This window comes from Halobellus rarus (assembly GCF_024494595.1).
GTDB lineage: Archaea > Halobacteriota > Halobacteria > Halobacteriales > Haloferacaceae > Haloquadratum > Haloquadratum rarum.
Genome location: NZ_JANHDI010000012.1, coordinates 152,533 through 179,117 on the forward strand (window position 1 = coordinate 152,533; position 26,585 = coordinate 179,117).

At 65.2% G+C, this 26,585-nt stretch carries 20 protein-coding genes; 6 read left to right on the top strand and 14 right to left on the bottom strand.

The window, feature by feature from the left end; translation table 11 throughout:
- The 3 genes from NO876_RS14740 to NO876_RS14750 form a co-directional block, all read right to left on the bottom strand.
- The gene (locus NO876_RS14740) at positions 1–1,719 is read right to left on the bottom strand and encodes a PKD domain-containing protein (protein WP_256422423.1); all 1,719 of its coding nucleotides are present in this window, start codon (positions 1,717–1,719) and stop codon (positions 1–3) included.
- Positions 1,720–1,851: 132 nt separating this feature from the next.
- Positions 1,852–7,977, bottom strand: a complete 6,126-nt coding sequence (locus NO876_RS14745; protein ID WP_256422424.1) for a malectin domain-containing carbohydrate-binding protein — start codon at positions 7,975–7,977, stop codon at positions 1,852–1,854.
- A gap of 172 nt (positions 7,978–8,149) precedes the next feature.
- Positions 8,150–8,689: an ArsR/SmtB family transcription factor gene (locus NO876_RS14750; RefSeq protein WP_256422425.1), complete on the bottom strand. Its 540-nt coding sequence runs from the start codon at positions 8,687–8,689 to the stop codon at positions 8,150–8,152.
- 153 nt (positions 8,690–8,842) lie between these two features.
- On the opposite strand from NO876_RS14750, the gene NO876_RS14755 reads away from it, so the two are divergent.
- The 4 genes from NO876_RS14755 to NO876_RS14770 all read left to right on the top strand — a co-directional run bounded on the left by NO876_RS14755 (position 8,843) and on the right by NO876_RS14770 (position 12,142).
- Entirely contained in the window at positions 8,843–9,124 is a 282-nt protein-coding gene (locus NO876_RS14755) for an acylphosphatase (protein WP_256422426.1), read from the top strand.
- A 282-nt stretch (positions 9,125–9,406) separates the two neighbouring features.
- On the top strand, positions 9,407–10,381 hold the full coding sequence (gene mvaD, locus NO876_RS14760) for a phosphomevalonate decarboxylase MvaD (protein ID WP_256422427.1): 975 nt from the start codon (positions 9,407–9,409) through the stop codon (positions 10,379–10,381).
- A gap of 381 nt (positions 10,382–10,762) precedes the next feature.
- On the top strand, positions 10,763–11,251 hold the full coding sequence (locus NO876_RS14765; protein WP_256422428.1) for a DUF3237 domain-containing protein: 489 nt from the start codon (positions 10,763–10,765) through the stop codon (positions 11,249–11,251).
- A gap of 120 nt (positions 11,252–11,371) precedes the next feature.
- On the top strand, positions 11,372–12,142 hold the full coding sequence (locus NO876_RS14770; RefSeq protein ID WP_256422429.1) for an IclR family transcriptional regulator: 771 nt from the start codon (positions 11,372–11,374) through the stop codon (positions 12,140–12,142).
- 316 nt (positions 12,143–12,458) lie between these two features.
- On the opposite strand, the gene NO876_RS14775 is transcribed toward NO876_RS14770, so the two are convergent.
- The 5 genes from NO876_RS14775 to NO876_RS14795 form a co-directional block, all read right to left on the bottom strand.
- Positions 12,459–13,406: a D-2-hydroxyacid dehydrogenase gene (locus NO876_RS14775; RefSeq protein ID WP_256422430.1), complete on the bottom strand. Its 948-nt coding sequence runs from the start codon at positions 13,404–13,406 to the stop codon at positions 12,459–12,461.
- Positions 13,407–13,479: 73 nt separating this feature from the next.
- A complete protein-coding gene (lpdA, locus tag NO876_RS14780; RefSeq protein WP_256422431.1) occupies positions 13,480–14,904 on the bottom strand; it encodes a dihydrolipoyl dehydrogenase in 1,425 nt (474 codons plus the stop codon).
- 186 nt (positions 14,905–15,090) lie between these two features.
- Positions 15,091–16,845 carry a 2-oxo acid dehydrogenase subunit E2 gene (locus tag NO876_RS14785; protein WP_256422432.1) on the bottom strand — a complete coding sequence of 585 codons (1,755 nt, stop codon included), beginning with the start codon at positions 16,843–16,845 and terminating at the stop codon, positions 15,091–15,093.
- Positions 16,846–16,931: 86 nt separating this feature from the next.
- Positions 16,932–17,897, bottom strand: coding sequence for an alpha-ketoacid dehydrogenase subunit beta (locus NO876_RS14790; RefSeq protein ID WP_345780767.1), 966 nt, complete (start codon positions 17,895–17,897; stop codon positions 16,932–16,934).
- A 2-nt stretch (positions 17,898–17,899) separates the two neighbouring features.
- A complete protein-coding gene (locus NO876_RS14795; protein WP_256422435.1) occupies positions 17,900–19,069 on the bottom strand; it encodes a thiamine pyrophosphate-dependent enzyme in 1,170 nt (389 codons plus the stop codon).
- Positions 19,070–19,196: 127 nt separating this feature from the next.
- Here NO876_RS14795 and NO876_RS14800 point away from each other — a divergent pair, with 127 nt between their 5' ends.
- The gene (locus NO876_RS14800) at positions 19,197–19,703 is read left to right on the top strand and encodes a universal stress protein (RefSeq protein WP_256422436.1); all 507 of its coding nucleotides are present in this window, start codon (positions 19,197–19,199) and stop codon (positions 19,701–19,703) included.
- Positions 19,704–19,848: 145 nt separating this feature from the next.
- A complete protein-coding gene (locus tag NO876_RS14805; protein ID WP_256422437.1) occupies positions 19,849–20,874 on the top strand; it encodes an ABC transporter substrate-binding protein in 1,026 nt (341 codons plus the stop codon).
- Positions 20,875–21,040: 166 nt separating this feature from the next.
- Here NO876_RS14805 and NO876_RS14810 read toward each other — a convergent pair whose 3' ends face one another.
- From NO876_RS14810 to NO876_RS14835, 6 genes are all read right to left on the bottom strand, one after another.
- Positions 21,041–22,051: a malate dehydrogenase gene (locus NO876_RS14810; RefSeq protein WP_256422438.1), complete on the bottom strand. Its 1,011-nt coding sequence runs from the start codon at positions 22,049–22,051 to the stop codon at positions 21,041–21,043.
- Between the two features lie 98 nt (positions 22,052–22,149).
- Complete coding sequence (locus NO876_RS14815) at positions 22,150–22,527, bottom strand: Rieske (2Fe-2S) protein (protein WP_256422439.1); 378 nt, start codon at positions 22,525–22,527, stop codon at positions 22,150–22,152.
- Positions 22,524–23,612 (bottom strand): amidohydrolase family protein, encoded by a 1,089-nt coding sequence (locus NO876_RS14820; protein ID WP_256422440.1) that lies wholly within the window; start codon positions 23,610–23,612, stop codon positions 22,524–22,526. The genes NO876_RS14815 and NO876_RS14820 overlap by 4 nt, the downstream gene beginning before the upstream one ends.
- A 358-nt stretch (positions 23,613–23,970) precedes the next feature.
- Positions 23,971–24,756: an ABC transporter permease gene (locus tag NO876_RS14825; RefSeq protein ID WP_256422441.1), complete on the bottom strand. Its 786-nt coding sequence runs from the start codon at positions 24,754–24,756 to the stop codon at positions 23,971–23,973.
- Positions 24,747–25,538 carry an ABC transporter permease gene (locus tag NO876_RS14830; protein ID WP_256422442.1) on the bottom strand — a complete coding sequence of 264 codons (792 nt, stop codon included), beginning with the start codon at positions 25,536–25,538 and terminating at the stop codon, positions 24,747–24,749. The genes NO876_RS14825 and NO876_RS14830 overlap by 10 nt, the downstream gene beginning before the upstream one ends.
- 2 nt (positions 25,539–25,540) lie before the next feature.
- Positions 25,541–26,323, bottom strand: coding sequence for an ABC transporter ATP-binding protein (locus NO876_RS14835; RefSeq protein WP_256422443.1), 783 nt, complete (start codon positions 26,321–26,323; stop codon positions 25,541–25,543).
- Positions 26,324–26,585 lie beyond the last annotated feature (262 nt).

Below are 26,585 nucleotides of genomic sequence, written 5' to 3' on the forward strand. Positions count from 1 at the left end.
TCAGGCGACCTCCTCGTAGTAGAGCGCCTGCACGTCCAGGATGTCGAACTCGCCGTCGCCGTTGAAGTCGAAGGCATCGGGCGAGCTCTGGACGACCGCGCTGTTGCGCTCGGCGAACAGCAACTGGACGTCGAGTTCGTTCACGACGCCGTCACCGTTGACGTCCTCGTAGACGCCGTCGTCGTCGAGGTCCTGGGCGGGTTGCTCGGAGCCCCCGACCACGAGTTCTGAGACGGTGAGCGTCGCGCCGTTCTCGGCCGTGACGTTGTAGGCCTGGCCGGCCTCGGTGCCGAGGCTAGACACGTCGAGGCCGATCTCTGCCTCGCCGTCTGCTGCACCCGAGACCGTCACGGTCGCGACGGTGACAGAGCCGTTCTGCTCGGTGTCGAGGAGCGCAACTTCGGCCGTCGCGGAGCTTCCGTCGGAGTCGATCTGGACGTCCGACAGCGCGCTCTCGTCGACCGAGACGTCCTCGATGGTGGCGGTCTCACCGTCGTCGACGGAGAGGGCGATGTCGTACGCGCCGACGCCGCCGTCGGTGTTCTCGACCACCACGTCGAACGTCGTCGTACCGTTCACGGCGACGAGGTCCTCGCTGGGCGACAGCGAGACGGCGGTCGACAGGCCCGGTTCGGGCTCTGTCGCTTCGCTGACGGAGACGGTCTGCGTGACCATATCCATCCCGCCGTCATCGTCGGTGACAGTGAGGGTCACGGGGTAGTCACCCGGGGCGTCGAAGGCGTGAGTGACGGACTCCCCGGAGGCGGTCTCCCCGTCGGCGAAGTCCCACGCGTAGGACGTGATTGAGCCGTCGTCGGTGGAGCCGGACGCGTCGAAGGTCACTGTCTCGCCGACTTCGGGCGCAGCCGGGTCCACGGTGAAGTCGGCGGACGGCGGTTGGTTCTCGGACGTCGGCTCGCTGACGGAGACGGTCTGCGTGGCCGTGTCGTTCGCGCCGTCGTCGTCGGTGACGGTGAGCGTCACGTCGTAGTCGTCGGCCGACGAGAACGTGTTCTCAGCCTGTTCGCCGGTGGCGTCTGTCGTCCCGTCACCGTCGAAGTCCCACTCGTAGGACTCGATCGAGCCGTCCGCGTCGTTCGAGTCCGACGCGTCGAAGATCACCGTCTCACCCGTCTCCGGGTCCGGCGGCGAGACGTCGAACTCGGCCGACGGGTTCTGATTCTCGGGCGGCTGCTCGGCTTCGACGGTCAGGGTGGCACTCCCGACGCTGTCGAGCGTGTATCCCGCACCGTTCTCGTCGTAGACGACGAGATTGCCGGTCTGGCTGTTCTGGACGACGTCGATCGACGTCGAGCCCTCGGCGAGGGCTTCGACGGTCACCTCGACGATGGCGACCTCGCCGGTGTCGTCGCTGTTGGCGAAAGCGTACTTGACGTCCGCGGATTCGCCTCCGGCGGAGATTGCGTTGTCCGTGCTTCCAGGGCTGTTCAGCACGGAGACGTCGGTGATTTCCGCAACGTCGCTGTCGTCGAGTGCCACCGCGAGTTCGGCGGCGCCGACGCCGGCGTCGGCGGACGCGACCGCCACTTGAACGGTCGTCGTCTCGCCGGGCTCGATGGTGTCGTCGTCCGTGATCGATACTGTCAGGTCTGTCGTCGTTGCTGCGGTGGCGACGCCCGCGGTCGCCGGAAGGGCGACTAGCGCCGCTAAGAGCAGGCTCAGCACCTGCATCCGCGAGAGGTTCGTCAGTGAGTACATTCGTTTGTGTGGGTTTGTGTCTCGTTCGGGGTTCGTTCGTCGTGGTGTTCTCGTATCGTGTGGGGTGCCGATCCGACGAATCCGGACGACCTCTGGAGTGGCGCCAGGACCGGCGAGTGAAGCAGGGACTGATCAGGCCCCCGTGTCGTCGCTGTTGGCGAACAGTGCCTGGGCGTCGCCGACGTCCACGTCGCCGTCGCCGTTGACGTCGAACGCGGCAGTGTTGTTCTGGACGACGGGATCGTCGGTGTTGACGAACAGCGCTTGGGCGTCGCCGACGTCCACGTTGCCGTCGCCGTTGACGTCCTCGTAGACGCCGTCGCCGTCCGGATCAGTCGGCGCGTCGGTGAAGTTGCCGACCGGACCTGGGCCGTCGTCCGGTTCCTCGAGCGATTCGACCGTGATGGCGCTGAGCTTCGCGTTGTCGTTGGTCACCGCGAAGTCGACGTTCAGCGTGCCGTCGGTCACCTCGACGGTGTAGGTCTTGTCGGTAGCCGTCAGCGGGCCGACCTCGGAGTAGATGTCGTAGTCCGTGAGGACCTCCTGGTCCTCGACGGTCACGCTGAACAGTCGGTCGTTCTCCTGGGTACCGTCGCTCGGTCCGTCGGAGTCCGGCGCGTCGCTCGACGCGACGCCCTGGTAGATCTCCGCGAACTGGAGCGTCACCTCGTAGGTGCCGTTCTCGACGGCGGCGGAGACGTTCGGCGCGGCGTTCTGCGCATCGCCGCCGTACAGTTCGGTCCGGTAGAGCGCGTCGTCGTCGGTGTTCTCGATCTCGGTGGTGTCGGTCAGTCCACCGATGTTCTGCGGACCGGACTGCGTGCCACCGGTGAAGACGTCCGTCGCCGACGAGGCCTGATACGTCGTGCCGTCGGCGGCGGTGAACTCCGGCCCGCCGGCGTTAGCCGCGAACACGACTTGGCCGTCCTGGTCGGGTTCGTCGACGTACACCGCGAACTCCTCGCTGGCGGTCGCGCTGCCGTCGTCGGCGGTGACGGTCACCGTGTAGGTGCCGACCGTGTCGGCACCGGGCGCGATCGTCAGCGTGTCGGTGGCGTCGTCGACCGTGACGAAGTCGGGGCCGCTCACCGACAGCGTCGGGTCGTCGCCGTCGGCGTCGGAGGCGGGCACGTCGATCGTGACCGACTCGCCCTCGGTGACACCCTGGTCGGTGATGCTTCCGACCGTCGGCGGGTCGTTGGTCTCGTCCGGATCGAGCTCCAGGACGACCACGTTCGAGGTGAGTCCGGTCTCGCCCTCGCTGTCCTCGGCAGCGGCGATGAAGTAGTTCAGGCCGCCCTCCTCCGAGGAATCGGTCAGCGTGACGGGGATCTCGACCGTCCCGCCCTGGCCGACGGTGGCGGTGTACTCCTCGACTTGGAGCGCCGTGTTCGCCTCGTACGCCTCGACGTCGTAGCCGGGCGTCCCGTCGTACGTCGGGACCCCGTCGAGGTTCAGTTCGCCCTCGAGGCGGAGCAGCGTCACCGTCTCACCGGGCTGGCCGTCGACCGTGATGTTCTGGTCGGCGTCGGCCACCGTCGCAGCCGTGTGGGCCGGCGAGAGGGTCGTGTCGCTCGTGGCGACGCCCTCGGCGCCGATGGTCGGCGCGGGTGCCACAGTCGTGTCGGCGACCGCCTGCGAGCCGGCGACGCTCCCGTCGCTGAACAGGCTCGTCTCGGCGGTCGATCCGTCGGCGAAGTCCACGGTCACCGTCGATCCGGAGAGCTCCAGCCCGGAGATCGGACCGGCCTCCCCGCTCTGGACGGTCGACCCGCCCTTGATGCTGGTCGGGTCGTTGTCCATCTCGAAGGTGATCGACTCGCCCGGTTGGAACGAGCCGAATTCGACGACGAGCGTGTCGTAGCCGTCGGAGCCGTTCACGCCGTTGTGCGGGTCTGTGACGGTCGCGTCGACAGTGCCGCTGGTGGCGTTGTCGTTGAGCACGAAGCCTTTCGCGCCCTGGTCGCCGGCCGTGCCGTCCGGATCGAAGACGACGTCCGGCAGGACGGCCGAGCTGAGGTTCAGCGTGACCGTCTCGATCGGCGCGTCGCCCGTGTTCGCGATCTCGAAGGACTCGGCGTCCCACGTCGTCGCGTCGATGTTACTCTCGCCGTCGTCGATCTCGACGGTCGCCTCCGGGTTCGTCGGCTCGTCGGAGTCGTCGACCTCGACGACCTCGATGGCGGAGATCTTCGCGTTGTCGGCGCTGGCGCTGAGGTCGACGTTCAGCGTGCCGTCAGTCACCTCGACGGTGTAGGTCTTATCGTCGGCCGTCAGCGTGCCGACCTCCGAGTAGATGTCGTAGTCCGTGAGGACTTCCTGGCCTTCGATGGAGGCGCTGAACACCCGGTCGCCCTCATCGGCGCCGTCCGAGTTGCTACTGACTCCGTGGTAGATCTCCGCGAACTGGAGCGTCACCTCGTAGGTGCCGTTGTCTACCGGGACGTCGTAGCCGAAGTTCCCGCCGTCCGATCCGCCGTACCGCTCGGTCGTGTAGAGCGGATCGTCGTCGGTACCGTTGATCGTTATGTCCGAGGGGATGCCGGCCTCGCCCGCGGCGGTCGTATCGCCGCCGTCGAAGTTCGTGTCTGCTTGGTAGACCGTACCGTCGCTGGCGGTGTACTCGTCGCCGCCAGCGTTGACGGCGAAGACGAGTTCGCCGGTCGTCTGGTCCGCGTCTTCCACGGTGACGTTCACCGTGTCGGTGTCGGACGCTCCCTCGGTGTCGCTCACCGTCACCTCGAACGTGAGCGTCGTGTCACCGTCGACATCCGGCGCGGTGAACGACGGCTGCGCGTCGTCCTGTGCGCTCAGCTGGACCGACGGACCGCCGGTCTGCGTCCACGAGTAGCCGAGTTGATCGTCGTCCGGGTCGGTGGACGCCGAGGCATCCAGCTGGACTGTCGAACCCTCGTCGACGGTCTGGTCGCTCCCGGCGTCGGCGCTCGGCGCGGCGTTCGCACCGATCTCCGTGACCGTCAGTCGGTCCCAGGAGGCCGAGAACGTCTCGTCGGCCTGGTTGGCCGTGCTGATGAGGCCGACAGCCATACCGCGGGTGTCGTTTGCGTACCAGCTCTCGGGCATCGAGTACGTCTCGTCGAAGTACACTCGCTCACCGTCGTCGATGGCGTAGCTCGCCACGACGGTGTCGTTCGAGGGGTACACGTCGAGGTAGAGGTCGATGGTCTGGCCGCTGCCGACCACGTCGCCCTCGGAGAGCTTCGCGGATTCGGCGGTTCCGTCAACCTCCTTGACGAACTCGACGCCACCGTTTGGATTTCCGTTGGCGTCCTGCGCGGATGCGACCAGCTTGAGGTAGTTGTCCTGGTCTCCGGGGCCGATCTGCATACCCGCGGACTGGTAGTTCTCGGGCGTCATATCGTCCGAGAACGGCGATTCGACCGTCGTCTGAACGGTGAACGGCGCGTCCCCGGTGGCGTTCACGCCGTACTGGAACGCGTACGACTGCGTGTTCAGATCCTCGTAAGCGTCGCCGAACGGCACCTCGTCGACCGAGATGCGTTCGGTCGCGCCGCCCGCGCGGACCTGGGAGGCGTTGTACAGGTCGGCGTAGTCAGTGCCGTTCGTCATCAGGCCGGTGAACCCGAGGCCGAACAGCGACTGCGGATGCTGGCCGGCGACGAACTGCCGGTCGACGGGCAAGTCGTTGTCGAGGCCGTTCTGCGGGTCGATCGCGAACGGGTCCTCGCCGTCGGTGAGGCCGTCGTTGTCGTCGTCGGTATCGAGCGAATCCGGAATTCCGTCCTGGTCCCAGTCGTCGGGCTGGGAGGCCGCAGAACAGGGATCGGTCCCCACCGCGTTCTCGTCGGCGTTCGTGTAGCCGTCGCCGTCGGCGTCACCGTCCGGGTCGTAGTCGGGCGAACTCGGATCGTCCGCCGTACACGTCTCGCCGGTCGATCCGTCGTAGTCGTTCGGCTCGAACACCGTGACGTCGTTGCTACCGTAGGTCGCCGCCCAGACGGTGCCCGGGAACGGTCCCGCGTCGCCCTGTGCGTGGACGTCGAGCGGGTTGCTGCCGATGTTCTCGAAGATGGGTTCGGAGGAGGTCGCCTCCGTCCCGTCCGCGTTCAGTTCGACGCGCTCCACGTCGCCGGAATTCCACATCGCCAGCAGGAGGTCGCCCTCCATCGCGCCGCCGAAGTTCGACGCGGTGTAGACGTCCATCCCCTGCGGCGTGGCCCCGTACGTCTCGAGCGCCTCGCTCGGGCTCGAACCGTTCGTCGGGGCGATGAAGTCGCAGTTGATCGGATCGTGGAGGCCGTCCTCGACCGCGTCACCGAAGTCGCTGTCGGGGTTTCCGCGCGTCGGGTTCGGGTGACCTCCGTAGTAGTCCTCGCCCTCGATGTGGTACACACCGGGTGCGGAGAACTCGTCTTGCTCGTTCTGCTCGTTGGTACACACGCCCTGCGGACCCTCGTTGACGACGATGCCACCCCAGCCGGGGTTGGCGCTGTTGTCCGTCGCGTACAGCTCGCCGTCCTCGTCGAGGGCGATGTCGTACGCGTTACGGAAGCCCGGCGAGTACACGTCGACCGGACTGCTCGACGTCCAGTTCGCCATGTTCTCCCCGTCCATCCCACCGAAGGGACCGTCCGTCGGCGTCGACTCCGGGGACCGCGTCGGCAGGTCGTACAGGTACGACGCATCCGTGTTGGCGGCGTCCTTCTCCGTCATCCCCTCGATCTGGTCGAGATCGACCGAGAGGATCGCGGCCGAGAGCGCGTACTCCGGCGTCAGCGCGAAGTTGTCCGAGGGCGCACCCTTGTTGGTGTGACCGCCCTGTGCGACGTAGAGGACGTTCTCCTCGGCGTCGTACTGGACGCCGTTCGTCGCGTGGTTCTCCTCGGAGCGGGGCAGCCCGCGCACGAGCATATCGTGGTCCCAGCCGGAGTCGGTCTGAGTGAGCCGCGAAATCACGCCCGAGTTGGTGTCCAGTCCGCTGTCGGTGTGACCGCCCCCGGCCCCGATGCGCGGATCGCTGGAGGTGACGTAGATGACCGGCGTCGATTCGGTCCCTTCGACCGTCAGACCGGTCACCTGTCGGTTGTCGACGCCGGAGTTGTACGACCCGTCGTCGTCGTGGTTCGGGATGTCTTGAACGGCGGTGATGACCTCGGTGTCGACGACCTCGTAGTCGTTCTCGCCGTTCCGGGCGATCTCGAACGCCTTGATCTCCCCGTTCTGCTGGGAGACGTACAACCGGCCGTCCGGTCCGAAGTCGAGCGACGTCGGGTTGCCGAGGTCGACATCCAGCCCGCTGACGCCGAACCCGACGGGGACGTCACTCACCCCCTCGCCAGAGAGGTCGACCGTCACCGGGGAATTGCTCCCGTTGTGAGCGATTTCGAGCGTCGCCGCCTTCGGCTGGGCGTCCGACGGTGAGAACGTCACTGGGACATCCGCGGACTCGCCGGGAGCCAGCGTCGTCTGAGAGACCGACCCCGCCGAGAACTCGCCCGCGTCCGTGCCCGCTATCGAGACTCCCGAGATATCGATGTCCGGATCGCCGCTCTCGCCGAGGTTCGTCAGCGTCACGGATTCGGTCTCGCTGTTGCCGGTGACGACCGTGCCGAAGTCGACCTCGCTCGGCCCGCCGAGCGTGTCCGGCTGCGGTGCAGCCGAGACGATCTCGATGGCGTTGAGCTGCGGGTTCTCCGTCACGTGATCGAAGTCGACGTCGATCGTCCCGTCGCTGACGACGGTGAACGACTCCATTCCGGCGGTCTGGTCGCCGTACTCTGCGATCGGGTCGAAGTTCTCGACGGTCTGGTCCTCGACGCTGACGTCGAAGACGCGGTCGCCGGGGTTGCTAGTCTCGGAGTACCCGTCGTAGAAGTACAGCCGGACCTCGACCTGTTGACCCGACTGGACGTCGAACTCGTAGTTCATCTCGCCGTCCGAGGGCGGATCGTACCGTTCGTTCGTCCAGACCCCCGACGGCACGTATCCCGGCACCGACTCGTCGATCGAGTCAGGTGCCGGGTTGCTCGCGGTCTGGCTGTCGCCGGCCACGACATACTGTGCGTCGTCGGTCCAGTCCGGACCGCCGTCGGTGGCTGTCACCGCCCCGCCCGCGTTCACGCGGTAGATGGCGTCGCCGCCGTCGACCTGCGCAGCTGTCGGCGCCGCCTCGTGTGTGGGTGCGATGGACGCGCCGGCGACGCCGGCCATCGGCGACGTGATCATAAAGACCGCCGCAAGGACGGCTAACAGCCGTATTCGTTTTTTGCTTGTCATATCGATACTCTGTCGGAAGGGCGTCTGTCTGAGTCGTACATACGTGTCTCCCCGGATGCAGGTACGGTCGGCCGGGGCTGACTGTACGTAGACCGATATGTACCGTGAGTATTAGCTCGATACTGCGAGAACGACGTCTGATTGAAGCCGGTATACGCCGTATAACGGCGCGTCAGATCCGAGAGAGGATCCGGGTATCGGCAGGCAGAGAAAAACAGACGAGGGTCACGAACAGCGTCGCGACAGTCGCTGCCACGACGCCCGAGAGGTTAGATCCGGGGAAGAGCGCGACGGCGGCCGTCGTACAGAGCCCGGTCGAAAGGGCCACCTGCCAGAGGGGCCACGACCGCGAGGCGTCGTTTTGGCGGAGGTGGGATTCGAGCACATCCGCGCGGTCCGCGAGTCGGATTCCGACCCACTCGCGCTCCGCAGTGACGAACTCGGCATCGGCGAGTTTCGGGAGGTGGTTCTGGTGGAGCGCGGTGTAGACGCTCTTGCGCTGACGGTGGGTGATGGCGGACGGGTCAACGTCTTGTTCGCGGGCGGCGACCTGCGTCGAGAGCGTGCCGATATCCAGTGGTTCATCCGCCTCCCGAAGCACGGAAACGACGAGACGGCGACGCCGGTTGCTCAATGCGGAGAATACCACGTCCTCTCGAGTGGAGTGGTCACCATCCTCCGGAACGGTATCACTGAGGTTTCCGGTAGCCATTCTGGAAAAATAACACAGGCTTTTCGGCATTGTAATTGTCATTCTAAATGAAAAAGGAGGAGACTAATATGTCACGGATACTGATATGACGTCTGCGATCAGATACGCTGAGCCGATAACCTCTTTCGATCCACCGGCGTACTTCGTCCCAAGATGAGCGACGATCGAACGAGAGCGCACGTGTTCGTCAGCGGAACCGTCCAGGGGGTCTACTACCGGGCGTCGACGCGCGATGCGGCCCGCGAGCGCGACGTCGACGGCTGGGTGCGCAACCTCGACGACGGCCGCGTCGAGGCGATATTCGAGGGGTCTGAATCCGCCGTCGAGGAGTTAGTCGAGTGGTGCCACACGGGGAGTCCGGCAGCGTCCGTCGAAGATGTCGACGTGACGTACGAGGAACCAGAGGGCGAGTCGGGTTTTCGAATTCGCTGGTGAGGGCCGTTTGGCGGGCACTCGCGTCGGGAGGTTTGTCGCAGGACGTACGATCGACGATAGTAACGTTTGCAGCCTATTGCGCATCCGATCGAACGCAGTCGTGCGATCGAGTGCCCGATTGCGAACGTCGGCGGTATGACCGGGTACGCGGACGCGAAGAGAGTTCCTCGCGGTCTCGGGTGGCACATAGCCGTACGCGGTCAGCGTGGGACTCTGAAGAGGCGTACGCGACGCCCCTGAATTTTCGGGACGTTTAACCCACCGTCTCTCTCGCATAGGGATATGAAAGCGACAGCGAAGGCCCACCCGATTCAGGGGCTCATCAAGTACCACGGAATGCGCGACGAGGAACGTCGCCTCCCGTATCACGACAGCATCAGCGTCTGTACCGCGCCGAGCCATACCAAGACGACCGTCGAGTTCCTGCCCGACGACGAGGAGGACGTCTACCGAATCGGTGGCGACCGCGTCGAGGGCCGCGGCGCGGAGCGGATCGACGCGGTCGTCGAGCACGTCCGCGAACTCGCGGGATTCGACCACGCAGTCCGGCTCGAATCGGAGAACTCGTTCCCGTCGAACATCGGGTTCGGCTCCTCTTCCTCGGGGTTCGCTGCGGCGGCGATGGCCCTCGCGGAGGCCGCCGGACTGGATCTGACCCGGCCGGAGGTCTCGACGATCGCCCGTCGAGGCTCCTCTTCGGCCGCGCGTGCGGTCACGGGCGCGTTCTCGCACCTCTACTCGGGAATGAACGACGAGGACTGCCGCTCGGAACGAATCGAGACCGATCTCGAAGACGACCTCCGAGTCGTCGCCGCGCACGTCCCCGCGTACAAGGAGACCGAAGAGGCGCACCGCGAGGCGGCAGCGAGCCATATGTTCCAGGCGCGGATGGCACACGTCCACCACCAGATCGACGCGATGCGGGATGCGCTCTACGAGGCCGACTTCGACCGCGCGTTCGAGTTGGCCGAACACGACTCGCTGTCGCTGACGGCGACGACGATGACCGGTCCGGCCGGATGGGTCTACTGGCAGCCGGACACAATCGCCGTATTCAACGCCGTCCGAGAGCTCCGCGAGGAGGAAGATGTTCCGGTGTACTTCTCGACTGATACCGGGGCGAGCGTGTACGTGAACACGACCGCGCCCCACGTCGATGTCGTGCAGTCGGCCGTCGAGGACGTCGGCATCGACACGGACGTGTGGGAGGTCGGCGGACCCGCACGAGTCCTTCCCGAGTCCGACGCGCTCTTTTAAATTATCGGAGACGAAAATAACTAGAAGCGGGGAGAAAGTGTAAAATATCAATTTTTCTTTGTAAAAGAGTTCTAGATTGATTCACGATAGGTAGATTTTCAACTAATATACGGTATATAACGGACATTACAATGACTATTTGTCCCAGAAAAGCCTGAAAATTTTATATTCTTGATTCCAGTCGTATCGTATAGAATATAAATAATAAGAAATCTTAGTATTAATGGTATATGGATAGTCTGTACGAACGAGACTGCGCAGGAATAGATCAGCTAACATCAGTACATATGTTATGTCGAATGTCGACACGACGGCTACGATATACTCGAACGCCGAGACCGCCCGCCCAACGATTATATGAGTCCGGTCCGGACAGGGGGTATGGCAACCGACGGCTGGCAGACGGACGATCCGAACCTCGAACTGGGCCTCGAACGCGTGATGGAACTCGAAATCGACGTCGAATCCCCGATCGAGATCGGCCAGACCGGCGACGGACAGCGGCGCATCATCCCGATTCTCGGCGGCACGGTTTCCGGGCGGATCGAGGGGACAGTGCTCGAGGCCGGCGCGGACTACCAGCTCTATCGCGACCGGCGGCCGACCGAACTCGTCGCCAAGTACGCCTTCGAGACGACCGAGGGCGACCGCGTCTACGTCGAGAATCGTGGAATGCGCGTCGCCGATCCCGAGACGAAAGCACGACTCCGCGAGGGGAAACCGGTCGAACCCGAAGACGTCTACTTCTGTTCGGTCCCGGAGTTCGAGACGGCCGCCCCGGAGTTGGAGTGGCTGACCGAGAGCGTCTTCGTCGCGGCCGGCACCCGTCAGCCGACCGGGGTCCGTCTGGCCGTGTATCGCGTCGCGTAGTAATTGAGAAGCGTCGGGTGAAGTCGACGCTCCGCTCCCGTTTCGATACACGACGCGGAAAACAGTATTTCGGCACTGCCGAACAGTAAATATAAAATGAGGAACGTCGTCGCTGGACGTATGGAACAATACGAGCGGGAACCGAACACGCCGGTGAAGACGGCGCAGACGACGTTCCGAATCGTGGAGACGCTCAAAGCGCTGGACGGTGCGACAGTCACCGAACTCGCGGACCATCTCGAGATCGCAAAGAGCAGCGCCCACAACTACCTCCGCACGCTCGAACACGAGGGGTACGTGGTCGAGAGCGACGGTGAGTACGAGGTGGGACTCCGTTTTCTCGACCTCGGTGGATACGCCAGGTCCCGGGAACGCCTCTACGACGTCGCGATCCCGGAGATGGAGCGAATCGCCGAGGCCACGGGCGAGTACGCAAATCTGTTGGTCGAAGAACACGGGCTGGGAGTGTTCCTCGCGCGCGAGCGCGGTGCCGACGCCGTCAGCCTCGACTCGTACACGGGACAGTCGGTCAGACTGCACACCACCGCGCTCGGAAAGACGGTCCTGGCGTATCTCCCGCGCGAGCGCGTGGAGTCGATCATCGACCGCCACGGCCTCCCGGCGCTGACGGAACGGACGATCACGGACCGAGTAGAACTGTTCGATGCCCTCGAAGAGATCAGACAGCGCGAGTGCGCCTACGACAGGGAGGAGCGGATCAAGGGCCTCAACTGCGTCGCCGTTCCGATACTGTACGACGACGACATCGCCGGCGCACTGAGCGTCTCGGGACCGGTGAGTCGGATGGGACAGGAACGAATCGAGGACGAAATCCTGCCGGAACTCCGCCGCGCCGCGAACATCATCGAACTCAATCAGGCGCATTCGTGACGATGTCCCCTGCCGTCTTTTCGTGAGAAGTGAAAGAGTATTCTTTTTGGACGAAGTAATCGATGTGGATCTCGGAAGGACTCCCATATCGAGGAAACAGTAGGAGTTCGAGCGGTTTCGACGAGCTCCTCTGGGCAGTTATTCACTATATAGGAATGACTCATCGTCAAAAGCGAATTACGTGGGGGTGACCACCCTCGTCAGGCATCTGTTCCGGAAGACGGAACGAACCGTCCAGCGGGAGTAGTGTCCCCCGATTCGAGCGGTGAGCGCGAGACGAGTTCAGAGCGCGAGCACCGGGGCGACGACCGCTCGGTCAGATCACTTGATTCCACGGCGTCCCGCCGTCGTTGAGACGGCTCACGTTGGTCGCGACGAGGTCGGCGATCCGGTCGCCGTACGTGGCAGCCTGCGCCGCGGCGTGTGGGGTGACGACGACGTTCTCCATCTCCCAGAACGGCGCGTCCTCCGGTAGCGGTTCGTCGTAGAAGACGTCCAGCGCGGCTCCGGCGATCTCGTCGGTCTCCAGCGCGTCCACGAGATCGTCCTCGACGACGATCTCGCCGCGGCTGACGTTGACCAGATAGGCGTCGTCGCGCATCGACTCGAACACAGACTGGTCGACGAGGCCCCGAGTTGCGTCGGTCAGCGGGGTCGTGAGCACGACGAATCTGGCGTCGCCGACGGCAGTCTCGATGCGTGCGGGGTCGTACACCCGATCGAGGCCGAGGCCGGAGACGGGGCGGATGTCGACGCCGTCGACGTCCATCCCGAGCACGCCGAGTCTGCTGGCGACGCTGCCGCCGAGTTCGCCGAGGCCGACCACGCAGGCAGTCGACTCACTCACCTCGAACGGACGTCGCCAGGGGAGCCGCTCCCACTCGCGGCCGTGCTGTCGGTCCCTGAACCGGTGCAGTCCTTTCGCGAGCGTGAGAACGAGGCCGGTGACCGTCTCCCCGACGAGGTCCCCCGCGATACCGGTGCTGTTGGTCATCGTCACACCCGCTTCCTGATACGCGTCCAGCGGAAAGTCCTCGTAGCCGGATCGGATGTTGTGAATCCAGTCGGGACCGTCGAGGAACTCGTCGTGGTGAAAGACCGTGACGACGCCGTCGTACGTCCCGACCTCGTCGGTTTCACACACCTCGAATTCGCAGTCGATCCCCTCGGTCTCGTCGAGCAGGTTACGGAGGTGTTCGGGCGGGCAGGGGTGCGTTCCCCAGTCGTGAATACCGACTCGTCGAATCGGGCTGTTTCGGCTCACATCCCCACCACCGCGCCGCGGAAAATAGTTCCTCGGGTCGCGCGGATACGTGCGGGTGAAGTCGCTACCGAGTTCAGCGGTTCAGGGTGTGGATCGCCTGTCCCTGCGCGTTCTCGGCGGCCTCCATCACGGCCTCCGCGAGCGTCGGGTGGGTGTGGACGGTCCCGGCGACGTCTTCGAGCGTGGCGCTCATCTCGACTGCGAGCGCGACCTCTGCGACGAGTTCCGAGGCGTTCGGGCCGACGAGTTGCCCGCCGAGGACGATCCCGCTCTCCTCGTCGGCGACGATCCGGACGAAGCCCTCTGACTCGCCCATCGACAGCGCGCGGCCGCTAGCTCGTAACGGCATCTCGCCGACGACCGGGTCAAATCCGTCGTTCTCGGCCTCCTCGCGGGTCATTCCGACGGTCGCGATCTCCGGATCGGTGAACACCGCCGCGGGGATCGCCTGCTGGTCGAGGGCCGCCGGCTCGCCCGCGGCGACTTCGGCGGCGACGATCCCTTCGGCGCTGGCCTTGTGCGCGAGCATCGGTTCGCCCGCGACGTCGCCGACCGCGAAGACGTTCTCGACGTCGGTCCGCGCGCGGTCGTCGGTAGCGAGGAAGCCGTTCTCGTTCGGTTCGAGCCCGATGCTCTCGAGTTCGAGCGTGTCGGTGACGGGCTGGCGGCCGACCGCGACGAGGACCGCGTCGCCGAGGTACTCCGCGGTCTCGCCGTCTTCCGTCTCGGTCGAGACCACGACGCCGTCTCCCGTGTCTTCCCAGCCGGTCGCACCCTCACCGAAGTTGAACTCGATGCCGAGATCCTCGGCGCGCGAGCGGATCGTCCGCTGGACGTCGTCCTCGTAGCCCGGGAGGACGTCGTCGAGCATCTCCACGACGGTCACGTCGGTCCCGAGTTTCGCGAGCATCGTCGACAGTTCCATCCCGATGTAGCCCGCGCCGACGACGACGAGCCGGTCCGGCAGCGAGTCCATCGCGAGGAGGTCCTCCGAAGACAGCACGGGATCGTCGGCGAAGTCGAAGCCGGGGATCTGGATCGGTCGCGACCCCGTCGCGACGACCGCGTGCTCGAACTCGACGGTCTCCATCCCCTGGCCCTCGCCGCCGTGGGCGATGCGCGCGGTGTGCTCGTCCTCGAACGAGGCCGTGCCTTCCAGGAGCGAGACGCCGTTGGCCTTACAGAGCTTCTCGACGCCGCCGGTCAGTTGGTCGACGACGCCCGATTTCCACTCCTGCATCCGGCTCATATCCACCGCCGGATCGGCGTGGATTCCGATGTCCTCGGCGTTCGCCGCGTCGTGTGCGACGTCCGCGCCGTGGATGAACGCTTTCGAGGGGATACAGCCCCGGTTCAGACAGGCCCCACCGAATGCGCCCTTTTCGACCAGGGTCGTGTCGAGTCCCTTCTGTGCACCGCGAATCGCTGCCACGTAGCCGCCGGGGCCCGCGCCGATCACGAGCAGGTCGGTCGCCGTGGCGATGTCGCCCATTACCATACGACAGTCCACTCGCCCCCGGGTCAAAAAGTCATCCGTCCGCGTCTGTACGGGACGGTGTCGAGGAGACCCGGTACGGCGACGGTGAATCCCTCGAAATCCCCCGGTTTCGTCCCCATCTCGTGGTTTTCCGGTGGCAGTCGCGTCTCGAAAATCCGGGGCGTCGTGGACTCGTCTCTGCGGCGCTTACTCCAGCAGCAGCCGTGACGGCTCGACGAGGAGTTCTTTCACGCGGTTCGAGAACCGCGCGGCGTCGGCACCGTCGACGAGGCGGTGATCGACCGACATCGAGAAGCGCATCGTCTCGCGGGCGACGACCTCGCTGTCGACGACCCAGGGGCGTTCCTTGATCGGCCCCATCGCGAAGATGGCCGCCTCGGGGTGGTTGATGATCGGCGAGGAGAACTCGCCGCCGATCACGCCGATGTTCGTGATCGTGAACGTGCCGCCCTGCATCTCCTCGGGCTTGATCTTGCGGTTTCGGGCGCGTTCGGCGAGGTCCTGAATCTCCTCGGCCAACTGCTTGAGCCCCTTCTCGTCGGCGTTTTTGATCACGGGCACCATCAGTCCCGCGTCGGTCGAGACCGCGATTCCGACGTTGTACTCGTCGTGGAGGACGATCTCCTCGTTCTCCTCGTCGAGACTGGAGTTGAGGTAGGGGTACTCCTGCAGCGCCGCCGTGACCGCCTTCACGACGAGCGGCAGGTAGGTGAGCTTCACACCCTCGTCGTCGGCGACCGCGGCGAGTTCCTTCCGCAACTCGACGAGTTCGGTCGCGTCGAACTCGTCGTGGTGGGAGACGTGCGGGGCGGTGTATTTCGACTGCGCCATCTGTTCCCCGATCGTCCGTCGGACGCCGCGGTAGGGCACGCGCTCGCCCGAGCGTGCCTCGACGTCGGCCCCGGTACCCGCACCGCTCGATTTCCTCCCCGCACTGACCTCGGGTGCGGTCTCCCCGGCACCGCCGTCTTCGCCGCCCACAGAGACAGTCGAAGCGCCCGCTTCGGTCGTCTCCGCGGGCGCCGTAGACGACTCCGCTGCCGTGTCAGCCGACCCGCCGGCCGCGAACTGCCGGACGTCCTCGGGCGTCACGAACGGCTCTCCCTCCCGCTCCTCGCTCGCCGGAACCGCATCGAGGTCGACGCCGAGTTCGTCGGCGAGTCGTCGCGTCGCCGGCATCCCGAGCGTGCGGTCGCGGTCGGCGGTGGGAGTCGAAGCCGGGGCTCCGGCGGCGGGTCCGGAGGTCGACGCCGCGCCACCCTCCTGTATGTCCACCGCGCCGGCGTCCGCCGGGGCGACGGTGGCCGCCGATTCGGTCCCGTCGGCAGTCGCCGCCGCCGAGCCGGTGACGACGGCCGCAGACGCTGCCTCGGCGGACGTCCCGTCGGCGTGCGCTCTGACGTCCGCATCGGTCACGCGCCCGCCCGGACCGGATCCATCGACGGCAGCGAGGTCGACGCCGAGTTCCCGCGCGAGCGACCGCGTGCTCGGGGCGGCGAACACGCGACCCGACGGGACGGGGGCGTCGTCGGCGGGTCCCGCCGACTCGACGTCGTCCTCGCCCGTCGCCGCCTCATCGCTCTCGACGCCCGGGGTCTCAGCCGCCACAGTATCCGCGGTCTCGGCCGTCTCCGTCGGTTCCGACGACTCGTCTGCGACTTCCCCGTCCGCGACGTCTGTGACTTCCTCGCCCTCCTCGCCGGCGACGTCGAACGTCACGAAGACCGCGTCGACCGGGACGATCTCGCCCTCGTCGTAGTGTAGTCGCGCGATCGTCCCCTCCTGGGGGCTCGGAATCTCCACGAGCGCCTTGTCGGTCTCGACCTCGGCGATGACCTGATCCTCGACGACGGACTCTCCCTCCGCGACGAGCCACGAGACGAGTTCGCCCTCGGCGATCCCCTCACCGAGGTCCGGCAACTCGAAGGTTCGTTCTACCATACCAGTCGGTCGGCGCACAACCCTTTCAGTATTTCCCTGCGCGTTTCGATCCCGAGACGGCGAAAACAGCCACAAACCGGGCCGAATCAGTCCGCGAGCGCCGCCTCGATACCGTCGAGGATCCGCGGCGGGTGCGGGAAGTAGAAGTCCTCCATCGACAGCAGCGGCACGGGCGTGTCGAACCCGGTCACGCGCTCGATCGGCGCTTCGAGGTACATCAGCGCCTCGTCGTTGATCCGGGCGACGATCTCGCTACCGACGCCGAGCGTCCGCGGGCCCTCGTGGGCGACGACGCAGCGGCCGGTCTTCTTCACCGACTCGACGACCGTCTCGGTGTCCATCGGCGAGATCGAACGGAGGTCGATCACCTCGGCGTCGACGCCGCCCTCTTCGACCGCCTCCAGCGTCGGCGGCATCATCGAGCCCCACGCGACGACCGTGACGTCCTCGCCCTCCCTGCGGACGGCCGCCTCGCCGATCGGGACCTCGTGTTCGCCCTCGGGGACTTCCTCCCGGATCGAGCGGTAGATCCGCTTCGGCTCCATAAACAGGACCGGGTCGGGATCGCGGATCGCGGCGGTGAGCAGGCCCTTCGTGTCCGCGGGCGTGCTCGGGACGACGACCTGGAGGCCGGGGATGTGAGCGTACGCGCCTTCGAGACTCTCGGAGTGGTGTTCCAGCGCCCGGACGCCCGCGCCGTAGGGCATCCGGACGACCATCGGCGCGCTCAGTTCGCCGCGGGTGCGCCAGCGGATCCGACTCGCGTTCGTGACGAGCTGGTCGAACGCCGGCGGCAGGAACCCGGAGAACTGGATCTCCGCGACCGGGCGGTAGCCGTACATCGCCATCCCCGCCGCGCCGCCGACGATCGCGATTTCCGACAGCGGCGTGTCGACCACGCGTTTGCTCCCGAACTCCTCGAGGAGTTCGTCGGTCGCGCGGAAGACGCCGCCGCTCTCGGCGACGTCCTCGCCGAAGACCACGACCCGGTCGTCGCGCCCCATCTCCGTGTGCAGTGCGTCGTTGACCGCCTGTACGATGGTTGCCTGCATAGTCATCCCTTGGGTCTGTGTTCGATGTAGTCGTACATCTCGGGGCGTCGTTCGAGGAGGTCTTCGAACTCGGCCAGTTGCCGGGCGAGTTCCGGCGGCAGTTCGTCGTAGAGGTAGGTGAACATCTCCGAGACCGCCCGTTCTTCCATCTCGTTTGCGGCCGCGAGCGCCTCGTCGAACTCGGCGTCGATCTCCTCGACGACGGCGTCGTGATCGATCTCGGACCACAGTCCCTCCGATTTCAGGAACTGCCGGTAGCGCTCGATCGGGTCGTGCGCCTCCCAGTGCTCGACCTCCTCATCGGAGCGGTAGCGCGTGGGGTCGTCGCTCGTCGTGTGCGCGTCGAGGCGGTACGTGACCGACTCGACGAACACCGGTTCCCCCTCCGTGACACGCTCGCGTGCGGATTGAACGGCGTCGTAGACGGCGAGGACGTCCTGGCCGTCGACGCGGATCGCGTCGATGCCGTAGGCGAGCGCCTTCTGTGCGATCGTGTTCGCACCGCTCTGTCTCTCGTACGGCATCGAGATGGCGTACTGGTTGTTCTGACAGAAGAAGAGCGCGGGCAGGCCGAGCGACCCCGCGAGGTTGATCCCCTCGTGGGCCGCGCCGGTGCTCGTCGCGCCGTCGCCGAGGTACGCGGTCGCGACCGCGTCGGCGTCGTCGAGGTGCATCCCCCACGCGATGCCCGCCACCAGCGGGAGGTGCGAGCCGATCGAGATCGCGATCTGGGAGTTGTGCTTCGCGAAGGCCTCCTGCCCCTCCTCGATCCCCCGCCAGAACAGGATCATGTCCTTCATCGACGCGCCGCGCATGAACATCGGTGTCCACGCGCGCCCGACGTACAGCCAGTCGTCGGGCCGGAGCGTGAACGCGCTCCCGATGATGCTCGCCTCCTGACCGCGCGTGGATCCGAACGTGCCGAGTTCGCCACGTCGCTGGATGTTCACCATCCGCCGGGAGAACACCCGGTCGGTCACCATCCACCGGTACAGGTCCAAGAACTCCTCGTCGTCGAGATCCGGGACCGCACGCTCGTCGTACGATCCGTCGGGCGCGACGATCTGGTGGGTGGGTACCGATAGGTCCGATTGCGAGAGGTACCGCACCTCACCACCGCCGTCGTCGCCGGTAGCCGGAGGTGCTCGTATGTCTGACTCTCTATCGCTCATTCGACGACGCGTCCTTGAGCGGGCCCGGTAATAAAATCGCGGGTCCGATCGACCTCTTTGGTTCGTTCCGAACACGCCACCGACAATTGCCACCACGATTTATTAACCGTCGCTCGGAGTATCGGGTATGACAATACTGACAGCGGTCGACGGCGAGACGATCCCGAGCGATGCCGTAGCGCGGGGGGAGGAACTGGCGACGGCCTTCGACGACGATCACGTCGTGCTGCACGTGATGCCGCAGGACGTGTTCGAGAAGTTCCGCTCCGCGGCGGGCGGATCCTCGGGTCGCTCGGTCACGACGCCGGCGTCGTACGGGAGCGCCGAAGGCTGGGCCCACCAACAGGGCTCCGGCGAGGAGTACACCGTCGAGGACGGGGAACGACACGCGACGGGCGTCGCGCGCGACGTGGTGCGAGGTACGCTGGAGGAACCGTCGGATACGATCCTCAAAGGTCGCGTCGGCGAACCCGTCGAAGAGATCCTGTCGGAGGCCGACCGGCGTGACGCGCGGTACCTGGTCATCGGCGGCCGGAAGCGATCGCCCACCGGGAAAGCGCTCTTCGGGAGCAAGACGCAGTCCATCCTGCTCACCGCAGAGTTGCCGGTCGTGACAGTGATGTCCGGCGACTGACCTCCTAACCGCAGTGTCCGTCGGCTGATCGACAGTCAGCGCGACTGGTAGTGATGGCCGATTCGGAACAGTTGTCGACAACGGCGGTGCCGAAACGTCGAAAGACAGGTGATTTTATATACCACCATATCTATCCTATTCGATGATGTCATTCGACAGCATTCGGCGTCGGTCGTTTCTGAAGACCGGGGCGGCAGCCAGTACGATCGGACTGACGGGGCTCGCGGGTTGTTCCAGTATCACCGGCGGCGGGACTCCGGAACTCGGACTCGCGTTCACCGTTCCCGTGGAGAACTTCGGATCGCTGTTCGCGATCGAGGAGCTACAGGATCAGGTCTCGAACCTGGGATCGGAGTACGAACTCAGCGTAACGCGAAACGAGAGCACGCCCGATTCACTCAACGCGATGGCGGCCGGAGAGGTGGATATGGCGCTTCTCACGACTGTTAGCTACGCCTCCGCGGTCCGCCAGGAGGCGGTTCCGGGGAACATCTCGATGATCGCGACGGACTTCTGGGACGCTCATCCGGAGTGGTACGGGTTCACCATCTTCTCCGGTCCCGACTCGGACATCACCGAAATCGCCGATCTGGAGGGGGCCAACGTCGGCGTCAACGCGCAGGGGACCGGGACCCACGCCGTGCTCGAAAAGGGGATCCGACAGGCCGACCTCGAGTTCGGGACCGACGCCGAAATCGTCGAACTGCCGTTCCCGACGTTCGTCTCTGCGATCAACGACGGCCGGATCGACGCGGGGATCTTCCCCGCCCTGTTCGCCGTCGCGGCGCGGGCCGAGGGCTTCACCGAAGTGTACAGCAGCCAGGACCTCTGGGACGAGGCGTATCCCTTCGCATACACGGTCGCGTCGAACAACTCTCTCGACGAGAACGGCGACGCCATCGCCGCGTTCGGCGAGGACCTCGACGAGCTGGTCGAGTACTGCTACGATAACCGGAGCGAGGTCGTCTCCCTGGCCGCGGAGCACTTCGAACTCCCGGAACAGGTCGTCGACGGCTTCTTCCTCACGAACAACGACTACTACCGCCAGGACATCACGATCGATATCGACCGCCTCCAGTTCGCCATCGACGAGCTCGTCGAACTCGGGTTCGTCGAGGAGAGCTTCGACGTCGGCGAGTACGCGACGAACGAGTACATCCCGTCGAACTGATCGGACTCACGGCTCGCTTCCGGGTCGGACGTCCGACCGCGCAGTCGTCGCCACCGATCCCCCGAGCGACCGCGCCTCCATCGGGCCCCGTCTCGTCCCGCAGCGCGGAACTCCCCACTGTCTCATATCGCGGAACGACTGGGCGGATCCAGCGGACGCGCCGTAATCAACCGTCGTACCCCCTCGCCCCGATCCGGTCCAGATCAGCCCTGACCGCGTCCGCCGCCGTCGCGAGTTCGTCGGCCTCGACGGCGGCGAGATCCCACTCGTGAATCGCGGCGACACCGCCCTCGTCGAGGTCGACCGGAACGCTGAGCGCGAGGTCCTCGAAGCCGTACTCGCCGTCGAGCGGCGTCGAGAGACAGAACGGCTCCCCGAGACGGCCGCGCGGATCGTCGCCGCCCGGCTCCGAACCGGCCGCAATCGAGCGGATCACCCGCGTGACGCCGGCGCTCGTCACCCACCGCGACGTCTCGGCGACGCCGCGCTCCTTCGCGATCTGGAAGGGGATATCGAGGACGTACTCGCGGATCTCCTCGCGGTCGAGGTCGTCGGTCGCGACCGACTCGCCGCTCACGCGCGCCCGAGAGAGGATCGGGACGACCTGCTCGCCGTGTTCGCCCATCGTCGGACAGGAGACCTCGTTGGGGTGGACGTCCAGTTCCGAGCCGAGCGCGTCGGCGACGCGCGCGGTCTCGGAGAGCGAGTAGCCGAGGAAACAGCGTCGCGGCCACTCCAGGAGCGAGTAGAACTGATAGACGAGGCGATCGATCGGGTTCGTCACGACGAGCAGCGGCGTCGGATCCAGCGGACGGAGGTCCTCGGCGACGTCCTCGACGATCGAGAGGTTCCGGTCGAGTTCGGCCTCGCGCGCGCCGCGGTCCGTCGCGTCCTCCGGCTGCGGTGCGGCCGCGTTGAACACGAGCAGATCGGGGTCCAGTTCAGCCAGTTCGTCGGGCGTGGCGGATCGAACCGTTCCGACGTCGTCGCCGGCGATCGCCGCTCCCGGCGCGTTCGAGAAGTGATAGCTCGCGTGAGAGATGTCTTTCCCGTGGGCCCACGCGGCGCCCTCGTTGATGTCGACGAGCGAGACGTCGACGGTCGGTGTCAGTCCGGCGAGCGTGTAGGCGACGGTCGAGCCGATGGTGCTCGCACCGCCGATGATCGCGACGTGCATACGGGTAGCTCACCGCTCGCACACAAGTAGATTGTCCCGGCAGTCGGCTCGGGTCCTGCCCGGACGAACGTCGCTCGACGTCCGGGCCGATCGACCGATCACTCGCCGCTATCCACGTAGACGACGCCGTCCTCGACGACGACGTCGTAGGTGGGGACTCTGATCCGGTCGTCGCCGATGTGCTCGCCCGTCTCCAACTCGAAGGACCATCCGTGCCACGGGCAGGAGACGATACAGTTATCGCTGTAGTGTTGGTCGACACGCTCGCCCGTGCCGGTGAACTCGCCGACGAGTTCGCGCTGGACGTTCCCCTTGCAGACCGGGCCGCCGTCGTGCGGACACTGGTTCCGGAGCGCGTAGAACTCCCCCTCCGCTTTGATCACGCCGACCTCCGCGCGGCCGACCTCGACGAGGGCGTGGTCCCCGTCGTCGAACTCCTCGGCGGGACCGACTTCGACGAGTCCGTCGGCGCTCATACGCCGAACACCTCCATCGCGTTGCCGGCGAGGATCGCTCTTCGGTCGTCGTCGTCGAGCATCGGCAGATCGTTGATGATCGAGGGGCTGTCGAAGTCCCAGTGGGGGTAATCCGACGCGTACAGCAGTCGGTCGGTGCCGATCATATCGAAGCAGAGTTCCAGCAGGTCGTTGCGCGCGGAGATCTCCAGGGGTTGGGTCCCGAAGTAGAAGTCCGTGATGTACTCGCTGGGACGGGTGTCCAGCAGCGGTGCTTCCTCGGGTCGCTTGAGGTACTCCTCGTCGAGTCGACTCACGAGCCCGGGAATGTAGGTGACGCCGCTCTCCATGAAGACGATGTCGAGGTCGGGGTACTTTTCGGGAACGCCCTGGCAGGCCACGCTGACGATCTGGGACATGTTCGATTCGAGAAAGCCGAGCGTGTGGGTCTCGATCATCTCCTGATAGCCCGCGCGGACGTACTCGTCGAGGCCCGATCCGCCCGTGTGATAGACCACGGGATAGTCCATTTTCTCACAGCGCTCGTAGATCGGATCGTACTTTCTGTTACCCAGCGGCGGACTCGCGCCCGCCGTCACGAAACACGCCCCCACGAACGCCTCCTCGTCCTCCACGCGGTCGAGGATGCGGAGCGAGGCGTCGATATCGCCGTAGGGTATCGGGGCGAGGCCGTAGACGCCGTCGTCGGGGTCAAGCACTTCGGCCAACATGTACTCGACGTACGCTTCGGTGAACGCCTGGATGCGCTCGTCATCGGCGTTGACGCCGCCCATCGCGAGGATGAGGTGTGAAATCTGCAGGGAGACGTCGATGTCGAGGAAGTCCATCCCCTCGCGGACGCGTTCGGGTTCCTCGGGTTCGTCGGGGTAGTTCGAGTGCTCGCGCAGGACTTTCCCGTAGTTCTGTCTGTCGCCCGTCGACGTCGGGAAGAACGAACTGAGGTTCTGTTTCACCCCGGCGTCGTCCCAGTTGCTGTTTTGATACTTCGTGTTCCACGGTTCGGGCATGTACTCCGCGACTTCCTTGAAGGAGTCCTGGTAGTGCCAGTCGCAGTCGACGACCCGCGTCTCGGAAGCGTCGATCATCGTCGCATCACCGCTTCGGATTCGGCGACCGACGACGTCGGAGGGCACTCACAGACCGTGCAACCGTGACAGAGAGTCGTTGGCATACAGGGTATCTTTGATGTACATCCATTTAGATTTTTGTGCTCGTCCACTATAGTCGCGTTTGCAAGTTTTCTCGCACTCGATCGCACGACAGCGTCCGATCGGGTGACCGACCAGTCGTAAACGCCACGATATTTTCGGTGGTGCGCGCCGCGCACTGGGCGGAGAGCCCGAGTCGACTGCGGCAAAACCGGACTGGAAGTCAGAAAGGCCGATCCCGCGGGAATCGCAAGAGGATCGAGAAACGTCAGTCGCGGAGAAGTCGGATCAGCGCCTACGTCCAGTGCAGGAGCCGACTCCGGGTGAACCGGAGCAAACGGTCGAGACCGATACCGATGAACATAATCGCGATGATCGCGGCGTAGACCTGTTCGGACTGGAACGAGCGGACGCCCGCGATCTCCAGGGCACCGAGACCGCCGCCGCCGGCCACCATCTCGAAGACGAACGTGATGATGAGCGACAGCGGCATCGCGATCTGAAAGCCCGTGAGGATGCCCGGTAGCGCCGCGGGCATAACCACGCGCCAGAGGAGCCGACGGTCGCTCGTCCCCATCATCTGTGCCGACCAGATGAGGTTCGTCTGGACCTGTCGAGTGCTGTCGCGCGCGTTGATGGCGACCGGCCAGAACGTCCCGACGGCGACCATAATGATCTTCGAGATGTCGCCGATCCCGAACCAGAGCATGAACACCGGGATGAGCGAGATGATCGGGATCGGGTAGCCGATCTTGATGATCGGATCGAAGAACCAGTCCACGAGGTCGTTCCGCGCGGAGAGGACGCCGACGATCACGCCGAGCACCGACGCGATGGCGAGCCCGACGAGCGCCCGGTACAGCGTCAGATACGCGTTGTACAGCATCTCGCCGTTGAGTGTCAGCTCGATAAATCGAGCGATGATCGCCGATAGGGGCGGCAGGAAGTAGTAGTGGATGAGACCGAGCTGGCCGACGACCTCCCAGAGGACGAGGAGGATCACGAGCGAGTAGATCGACTTCCCGATGTCGATGACCCGCGACAGATCGAATCCGCCCTCGGCGTCTGCAGTTACGTCCATACTAACACCCTGTCACGCGTCTCCTCGAAGCCACGGACCGCGACGAACGCGACCGCGGAGATGATGACGATGTTCGCGAACATCGTCGGGTAGTTACCGATCTGTCCGGACGTGAGGATCAGGTACCCGATCCCCTGGTTCGAGGCGATGAGTTCGGCGCTCACGAGCGCGATGAACGCGATCGGGACCGCCTGTCTGATCCCAGTCATAATCTCTGGAACCGTCGCCGGGAAGATCACCTTGTACAGCATCTCACGGTCGCTCGTCCCCATCATCTGTGCCGACCAGACCAGGTTCTGATCGACGTCGACGGCCGCGTTGTAGGAGTTCAGGACGATCGGGAGCAGGCACGCGAGGAAGACGATGAGGATCGCCGCCTCGGTTCCGACGCCGAGCCACAGGATCGCGAGCGGGACGAGCGCCGTCTTCGGGATGGGATAGGTCATCGAGAGGAAGATGTCGAAGAAGTTCTCGACGGGGTCCGAACGGGCCATCCCGACGCCGAGGAGCACGCCGGCGAGGATGCTCAGTCCCAGACCGACACCGATCCGGAACAGCGAGATAAACAGGTGCGAGAACACATCGCCGGTGACGATGAGTTCGACGATCTCACCGACGACGGTGGTCGGTGGGGGAAGGACCGCCTCCGCGACGACCGTTCCGCTCGCCAACTCCCAGAGCAGGACGAGAATGCCGAGCGGGATCCAGTCGACGAGCGTCTGAGCGACGCCCTGGATGGGAGCCGGAAGCCCCTCGATGCGGCGCGAGGTCGCGTGTCGCACGGCTACAGCTTCACCTCGGTTTGGGTCTCTTCGTGGAGCGACTTCCAGACGGTGTTCTTGTAATCGGCGAACTCGTCGGAGGTGACGATCTCCTCTCGCGTGCCCGAGCGGTCGAGATCGACTTCCGTGACCGTCTTCTTCGTCCCGGGGTGTCGCGTCATAATCAGCACGCGCTCGGAGAGGTACACGGCCTCCTCGACGTCGTGAGTGATGAACACGATCGTCTTTCCGACATCGGCCCAGATGTCACGCAGTTGGTCCTGAAGCGCCTCGCGCAGGGGTTGGTCGAGCGCGCCGAACGGCTCGTCCATCAGCAGGATCTTCGGTTCGTACGCGAGCGTCCGGGCGATCCCGACGCGCTGTTTCATCCCGCCGGAGAGTTCCTTGGGGTACTTGTCCTCGAAGCCGTCGAGGTCGACCAGGTCGATGTACTTCTGTGCGATGCTCTGTCGTTCCTCCTTCGGGACGCCGTCCTCCTCGAGACCGTACGTGACGTTCTCGAAGACGGTCCGCCAGGGGAACAGCGCGTAGTCCTGGAAGACGACGCCGCGGTCGGTTCCGGGGCCGTCGATCGGTTCGTCGTCGACGGCGATCGTCCCGCTCGTGATGTCGAGAAAGCCCGCGATGAGGTACAGGAGCGTACTCTTGCCGCACCCGCTCGGTCCGACGACGCTGACGAACTCGCCGCCCTCGACCTCGAAGGAGAGATTCTCGATCGCTTTCGTCCGCTCTGCGCCTTCCCCGTACACCTTCTCCAGTTCGGATATCGTGACGCGTCCGTCCATCAGCTGATCACCCTGCCGGACCCACATTGACTGTTCTGGTTGCCTGTCCTGTCGTCGCCGTCGTCGCTGTCGTTCGTGCTCATTGAGATCTCCGTCTGTCACCGCAGCTTCCTTGATACCGTGGCACACTGAACTCCGGTCGGGGGTGGCTACCGGAGTTATCCGATCCGGGTGGATACCCTATCGAGGTTGCGGTCAGCCGACGAAGACCGCTATTGATACCACGTAACATGATGTCGTTACAGCATCCATCCTACAAAAG

Coding starts and splice junctions, on each gene's coding strand:
- NO876_RS14825 (WP_256422441.1), bottom strand. CDS start 24,756: ATGGACGTAACTGCAGACGCCGAGGGCGGATTCGATCTGTCGCGGGTC.
- NO876_RS14800 (WP_256422436.1), top strand. CDS start 19,197: ATGACAATACTGACAGCGGTCGACGGCGAGACGATCCCGAGCGATGCC.
- lpdA (WP_256422431.1), bottom strand. CDS start 14,904: ATGGTAATGGGCGACATCGCCACGGCGACCGACCTGCTCGTGATCGGC.
- NO876_RS14745 (WP_256422424.1), bottom strand. CDS start 7,977: ATGACAAGCAAAAAACGAATACGGCTGTTAGCCGTCCTTGCGGCGGTC.
- NO876_RS14790 (WP_345780767.1), bottom strand. CDS start 17,897: ATGCAGGCAACCATCGTACAGGCGGTCAACGACGCACTGCACACGGAG.
- NO876_RS14770 (WP_256422429.1), top strand. CDS start 11,372: ATGGAACAATACGAGCGGGAACCGAACACGCCGGTGAAGACGGCGCAG.
- mvaD (WP_256422427.1), top strand. CDS start 9,407: ATGAAAGCGACAGCGAAGGCCCACCCGATTCAGGGGCTCATCAAGTAC.
- NO876_RS14820 (WP_256422440.1), bottom strand. CDS start 23,612: ATGATCGACGCTTCCGAGACGCGGGTCGTCGACTGCGACTGGCACTAC.
- NO876_RS14805 (WP_256422437.1), top strand. CDS start 19,849: ATGTCATTCGACAGCATTCGGCGTCGGTCGTTTCTGAAGACCGGGGCG.
- NO876_RS14785 (WP_256422432.1), bottom strand. CDS start 16,845: ATGGTAGAACGAACCTTCGAGTTGCCGGACCTCGGTGAGGGGATCGCC.
- NO876_RS14755 (WP_256422426.1), top strand. CDS start 8,843: ATGAGCGACGATCGAACGAGAGCGCACGTGTTCGTCAGCGGAACCGTC.
- NO876_RS14815 (WP_256422439.1), bottom strand. CDS start 22,527: ATGAGCGCCGACGGACTCGTCGAAGTCGGTCCCGCCGAGGAGTTCGAC.
- NO876_RS14750 (WP_256422425.1), bottom strand. CDS start 8,689: ATGGCTACCGGAAACCTCAGTGATACCGTTCCGGAGGATGGTGACCAC.
- NO876_RS14765 (WP_256422428.1), top strand. CDS start 10,763: ATGGCAACCGACGGCTGGCAGACGGACGATCCGAACCTCGAACTGGGC.
- NO876_RS14810 (WP_256422438.1), bottom strand. CDS start 22,051: ATGCACGTCGCGATCATCGGCGGTGCGAGCACCATCGGCTCGACCGTC.
- NO876_RS14835 (WP_256422443.1), bottom strand. CDS start 26,323: ATGGACGGACGCGTCACGATATCCGAACTGGAGAAGGTGTACGGGGAA.
- NO876_RS14795 (WP_256422435.1), bottom strand. CDS start 19,069: ATGAGCGATAGAGAGTCAGACATACGAGCACCTCCGGCTACCGGCGAC.
- NO876_RS14740 (WP_256422423.1), bottom strand. CDS start 1,719: ATGTACTCACTGACGAACCTCTCGCGGATGCAGGTGCTGAGCCTGCTC.